Here is a 4,974-nt window from a genome sequence, read left to right as displayed (position 1 = left end):
CCCCTGGGAGGGGGCCGACCGAGGTGTCTGGCGCTATACATCGACCTGAGTAACCGAGGCGATTATGGATTCAAGGCCAATTTTCCATGCTGATGTTGGATTCAACACCAATCTTTCAAGTCGGTGAGTCTCGCCAATATCCCCCAATCAGTCCCCTCTCCCCCTGGGAGAGGGCCGACCGAGGTGTCTGGCGCTATACATCGACCTGAGTAACCGAGGCGATTATGGATTCAAGGACAATTTTCCATGCTGATGTTGGATTCAACACCAATCTTTCAAGTCGGTGAATCTCGCCAATATCCCCCAATCAGTCCCCTCTCCCCCTGGGAGAGGGCTAGGGTGAGGGGCTCTTCAAACCCACTGCGGCCGGTGGGCGCCCAAATCCGTGGCAGGCAACGCCCACTGCAACGGTGTGCCGCTGATCTTCACCGGCGCCAGCAACCGATGTGCTGGCCCCCATGGGGTTTGTTCCAAGGGCAACCCTTGGTCTTGTTCATCCTCGACACGCAACGCTTCGCTTGTTCCTGACCCATACTCAATCAACAACCTCGCCGTCCGCGCCAACGACAACCGTGCCGAACCACCATGCCCATTCCGCAACCGGTCAGTCAGCAATCTGATCGCACTCGCCGCCAGCAAATATCCGCTCGCATGATCCAGCGCCTGCACCGGCAACGGCGTCGGTTTATCGGCCTGCTGCCAACGCTGCCCGGCCTCGGCGATGCCGCTGCTCATTTGCACCAGGCTGTCGAAGCCCCGGCGGTTCTGCCATGGGCCGCTCCAGCCGTAGGCATTGAGGCAAACGTCGATCAGCCCCGGCGCCAGTTGGCGGCGGCGTTCCACGCCGAAACCGAGATGCTCCAGTGCGTCGGCGCGATAGCCGTGCAGCAGGATGTCGGCGTCTTTCAACAAACTCTCGAACACCGCGCGATCCGCCGCAACCTGCAGATCCAAGCGTGCGCAGCGTTTGCCCAAGGTCATTTCCGGGACGACACCGGGCTCATTCCAGGTCGGCGGATCGATGCGCAAAACCTCAGCACCTAGCCCCGCGAGGAAACGACTGGCGGTAGGGCCGGCGAGTACTCGCGTCAGATCCAACACCTTGATCCCGGCCAATGGGCGTTCCACTGAGCCTTGCCACGATTTCGCATGTTCATCCTGATTAGTGATGAAGTGAACAAGCGGCTCGGCATTCACCGCCAACCCCTGCGGATGCTGTTGCCACTGTGCCCAACTGCGCATTTCGGCGGCGCAACCCTTGGCCTCGACCACGGCCTGCTCCAGATCCGTACTCGCCCATTGCGCGACTTTCGCCGCCATTTCCGTACGGTCAGCGCAGGCACCGAGTACATGTTCAGCGGCAGCACGGTGATGCGGGGCGTTGGTGTGCAGACGAATCCAGCCGTCGCAGGTTGGGTAATCACCAGCAATCGGGTCCCACAGTGGCGGCACCTGCCAGCCGATCGGGCGCAGTGAACTGGAGAACCAGAACGAGGCCAGGCGACGGTCGACTTCAATGGTGGGCAGCTGGCCGGTTTGCTGATGCAGAAGTTCGCTGGCGGCTTGTCCGGCAGCGGCAATGCTCGCGCAGGCAAGGTCGGTGACGGCGAACGCCGAGGGCAGGGCGCCTCGGCCGGTGAACGGAATTGGCGTGTGCGACAAGCCGAGTGCGGCTTGAATGGACGTGAGTAAATCAGTCATCGAAGGCCCTCCGGAACGAGAGGGCGATGATAGTGCAAAACAATCCCGAGTCAGATGAAATCCCCGATTGCAGGGTTGCCACTTGACCCTGTGGGAGCTGGCTTGCCAGCGATAGCGGAGGGTCAGTCAACAATGTACTGACTGATCTGCCTCCATCGCTGGCAAGCCAGCTCCCACAGGGTTTGCGGTGATTTTCGCTAGGTGTTTATACGCGGAACTGGTCCATCAATTTCATCTGCTGGCTCGCCAGGGCATTGAGCTGGCTGCTGATCGCGGCCGATTCAGTGGCTTGGCCGGTCAAGGTTTCGGTCACGGTACGAATCGCCGAAACGTTACGGTTGACCTCTTCGGCCACCGCGCTTTGCTGCTCGGCGGCGCTGGCGATTTGCAGGTTCATGTCGCTGATCACCGTCACTGCGTCGCTGATCTTGCCCAGCGCATCCACCGCCTGACGAATCTGCCCGGCGTTGTTGTGCGCCTGGGTCTGGCTCGAATGCATGGTCGCGACCACGCCACGGGTGCCGGTCTGAATACGCTCGATCACCACGCGAATCTCTTCGACCGAATCCTGCGTGCGTTTGGCAAGGTTGCGTACCTCGTCAGCAACCACGGCGAAACCACGTCCGCTTTCGCCGGCACGGGCCGCTTCAATGGCCGCGTTAAGCGCCAGCAGGTTGGTCTGTTCGGCGATGCTGCGGATCACTTCCAGTACCGAGCCGATCTGCTCGCTGTTGACCGCCAGCGCTTCAACTTCAGTCACCGCTTTGCTGACTTCATCGGCCAGTTGGTTGATGTCGCGAGTGCTGCGCTCGATGATCGACATGCCGTCCCTGGCCGACTGATCGGCACCCTTCGCAGCATTGGCCGCGTTCGAGGCGCTGTTGGCGACGTCGTGGGCGGTGGCGCTCATTTCGTTGGAGGCGGTCGCAACCTGGTCGATTTCACGGAACTGCACCTGCATGCCTTCGCTGGTCTGGCGGGCGATTTCCGAGGACTGGTCGGCGGTGCCGCGCGCTTCGGTGATGCTTTGCTTGATCTGCGCGATGGTCGGTTGCAGCTTGTCGAGGAAGCGGTTGAACCAGTTGACCAGTTCGCCGAGTTCGTCCTTCTTGCTGTAGTTCAGGCGTTGGGTCAGATCGCCTTCACCGCTGGCAATGTTCTTGAGCATTTCGGCGACGCTGTTGATCGGTCGGGTGACGCCGGACGCGGTGAGCCAGATCAGCAACAGGCCAATCACGCCGGCCACGATGGCAACCAGCAGCGCGGTGATCACGCCGGTTTCCTGTGCGTCATCAAGCACCGCTTGCAGCTTGACCGAATCGGCCAGCAGCACTTGTTTCGGCAGGTCGATGACCACGCCCCAGGCGCGCGCGTTGCCGATCGGATCGACCGGATACACCGCACGGATCAGATCGCCCTGTTCGATCACTTTCGGCGTGCCGGAGGCGAGCAGTTGCAGTACATCCTGACCATTGGCGCCGAGGGTGTCGCTGATCTTTTTGCCGACCTTGGTCGCGTCCGAACTGTCGGCAGCGAGCACGCCACTGCCGGAGACGATCAGCATGTGCCCGGCGTTGTTGAAGAGGTTGCGTTGCGACTCGACAGCGGCCGCTTGCAGGGCGTCGAGGGCGATGTCGACACCGACCACACCGATGGCCTTGCCGTCGACGATCAGCGGCACGGAAATGGTCGTCATGAGCATTTCCTTGTTGCCCACGGTGTCGGCGTATGGATCAAGCAAGCAGGTGCGCTTGTTGTCGCGAGGGCAGGTGTACCAGCTGTTGTACGGCGTGCCGCTGACGCTGAGGGTGGTCTTGGTCAGGTCTTCCTCGACCATGATGGTGTTCAGCGAGGAACCGGCCGCGCGGCTCCAGTACGTGGCGAAACGCCCGGCTTCGTTGGACTGGCGTGCGGCATCGTTGGCGAATTCACTGTCCTTGCCGTCGAGGCCGTTCGGTTCAAAGGCGAGCCAGATGCCGAGCACCTTGTCGTTGCGCTCGAAGGCGGTTTTCAGGCTCAGGTTCAACTCTTCGCGCAGGGCACCGGCGTCCAGCGAACGCTTGGCGGCCATCACCCGCATGTCCTTGATCTGGTCAGCCAGGGCGGTGATCACCAACAGGCTTTCGCCAAAGGTTTTCTGCACCCGCACCGCTTGTTCGGCGGCCTTGGCTTGCAGCAGGTTCTGCACACTGGCGGTGAGCAACTGGTTGCTGGAGGTGCTGACCAGTTCGTCGTTCTGGTTGGTCTGGTAGATGTTCATGCTGACGATCAGCGCGACCACACCGAGCAGGCACAGACCGGAGAGCAAAACGATTTTCAGGCGAATGGACAGAGAGTCGAACATGGGGCGATCTCGCGAATGAATAAACGGGTGGCTGGCGGACATTAACTATCCGGTTCGCCAAATCCATTCAGCGCCATTCAATGCTCATCGGCGCGAGGCGAGAGGGCATGAGCCGGCTGCCGACGAACGGTCATAGCTAAACGTTTGCGCAGGGGAAAGTGCTGGAAAAGGCAATAATTTCAGGGATGTTTCAGTGGGATGAATATGATGTGTCTGAGTGTGAGGAGAGGAGAGCTTTTGTGGCGAGGGGATTTATCCCCGATGGCCTGCGAAGCAGGCCCAAATCCTGAGAATGGGTTCTGTCTGACAGATCCGGGTTATCTGCACTGTGGCTGCTTTGCAGCCAATCGGGGATAAATCCCCTCACCACAGAATCCCCTCACCACAAGAGTTCTTTGCACAGAAACTCGGTGTGGCTTAAACAGGAATGGTTTCAGGGCGCGACCAGATCCACAGGTTGCCCAGACTCATCCCGGCAATCGCCAGATAAACCGGCCAGCCGTGATCGAGCACCACCAGCATCACCGTCGCGCAGAGCAGCATGCTCACCGTCGCACTGACCTTGGCCTTGCGCGCGATGATCTTGCCGTTGCGCCAGTTACTCAGAATCGGCCCGAACAGCCGATGGTTTTCCAGCCAGGCACTCAGGCGCGGCGAGCTGCGGGTCGCGGCCCAGGCGGCGAGGAGGATGAACTCGGTGGTCGGCAGGCCGGGCACGACAATGGCGATCAGGCCGATGCCGAGGCTGACGTAGGCCAAGAGGCCGAACAGCACGCGGGCGAGTTTTGAGGAGGCGGGTTGCGGCATGGGCTCAGCGGATTGCTTCTGAAGCGGAATGGAGATCTTACAGACTTACGCGCCCCCCCTGTAGGAGCTGCCGCAGGCTGCGATCTTTTGATGTTGTTTTCAAGATCAAAAGATCGCAGCCT

General features: G+C 60.5%; 2 protein-coding genes and 2 pseudogenes. All 4 read right to left on the bottom strand.

What is annotated here, in order from left to right; genetic code table 11:
- Positions 1–351 precede the first annotated feature (351 nt).
- Positions 352–1,701, bottom strand: coding sequence for a CoA transferase (locus EJA70_RS21065; RefSeq protein ID WP_158833223.1), 1,350 nt, complete (start codon positions 1,699–1,701; stop codon positions 352–354).
- 205 nt (positions 1,702–1,906) lie between these two features.
- A pseudogene (locus EJA70_RS31420) lies at positions 1,907–2,434 on the bottom strand (methyl-accepting chemotaxis protein); the annotation flags it as partial.
- 378 nt (positions 2,435–2,812) lie between these two features.
- Positions 2,813–3,772, bottom strand: a pseudogene (locus EJA70_RS31415) (chemotaxis protein); the annotation flags it as partial.
- A gap of 690 nt (positions 3,773–4,462) precedes the next feature.
- On the bottom strand, positions 4,463–4,852 hold the full coding sequence (locus EJA70_RS21055; RefSeq protein ID WP_158833219.1) for a YbaN family protein: 390 nt from the start codon (positions 4,850–4,852) through the stop codon (positions 4,463–4,465).
- Between the last annotated feature and the right edge of the window lie 122 nt (positions 4,853–4,974).

It is taken from the genome of Pseudomonas sp. PB103, from assembly GCF_009764635.1.
Lineage (GTDB): Bacteria > Pseudomonadota > Gammaproteobacteria > Pseudomonadales > Pseudomonadaceae > Aquipseudomonas.
Note: the sequence above shows the minus strand (reverse complement) of the source record. Positions and strands in the feature narration are given on the sequence as shown.